Raw genomic sequence first — 1,049 nt, forward strand, 5'->3', positions numbered from 1 at the left:
CCGCTGGCGTTGGTGGGTGGTGTGGGGTCGGCGTAGGTGGGGATACGGGCGGCGAGTTGGCGCATGCCTGGTGGGTAGCCGATATAGCCTGCCTCGGTCGAGTCCCACCAATGGATGACATTGGACAGATCTTTGGCCGCGTCGATGCCGTTGATCTCGTCGACTTCGTTGTTCTCGAAGGTGGCTTGGCTGTATCGGGGTAGGTGTCCCCAACAGTAGAGGCCGAAGTCGCCGGTATCGCCGAGTAGGTCGGAGGTATTGGCGATCGCGGCGCGTAACGCGCTCGCTTGGTCGAAATAGGCGTTCAAGCACGCGACGGCTTGGTCGGCGCCGGCGCCCTTCCAATTACCGCTCGTGAACGCGGGTGCGACTTTCATTCGAAAGTTCTCCACCGACTTGTTCCAGATCGTCGACGCCGTCTGCCACTGTCCGGCCATTTCCCACACCTTGCCATCGTTGCGGTCGAAGATCGCCGCGATGTTGAGGTAGTCCATCAGCGAGAAGTGGTCACCGGACTCGATTTCGGCCTCGACGGCCCGCTGCGCGCGCATGTCGATGGTGCTGCCCGACGCGCCACTGCTACCGGACGCACCGCTGCTACCGGACGCACCGGATCCACCACCGGTGGCCTTGGGCGGGCCGTTCTTCCACGAACCGCCCGAGATCGGACTCCACATGATGAGGTCAGGGGCCAGATTGCGCGCGCCCGGCGAGTTGAACAAACTCTCGTTGTCCAACTCGGTATGCGTGAACGCTTTATACGCGGCAGCGAATGTATTACCCATGTCGGCGACAACTGTGTGATATTTACGTAAGGCGATGGCCAGTTCGAGCGCCTTGTTCTTCAACTGCATGAACAGCATCTCCATACTGCGGAGAGTGGTTGTCAAGTTTCGCGCGTTGGTATGCTCGGAATTGTTATAGGTCCAGTTGGTGACCGAGTCCCACTTGATCGCCTCGATCCCGTTGGCGAGGCCGAGGATATCGGCGACGTGATCCTCACACGCTGTCGTCAACGACTTCAGCGTCGCACCATCGACATTGAGCAA

General features: G+C 60.2%; 1 protein-coding gene. It reads right to left on the minus strand.

What is annotated here, in order from left to right:
- The coding region (locus tag NA12_RS34290) for a hypothetical protein (protein WP_207905687.1) at positions 1-1,016 on the minus strand (1,016 nt) is incomplete at its 3' end.
- Positions 1,017-1,049: the final 33 nt, after the last annotated feature.

The sequence above is a fragment of the Nocardia alba NBRC 108234 genome (assembly GCF_001612665.1).
GTDB lineage: Bacteria > Actinomycetota > Actinomycetes > Mycobacteriales > Mycobacteriaceae > Nocardia > Nocardia alba.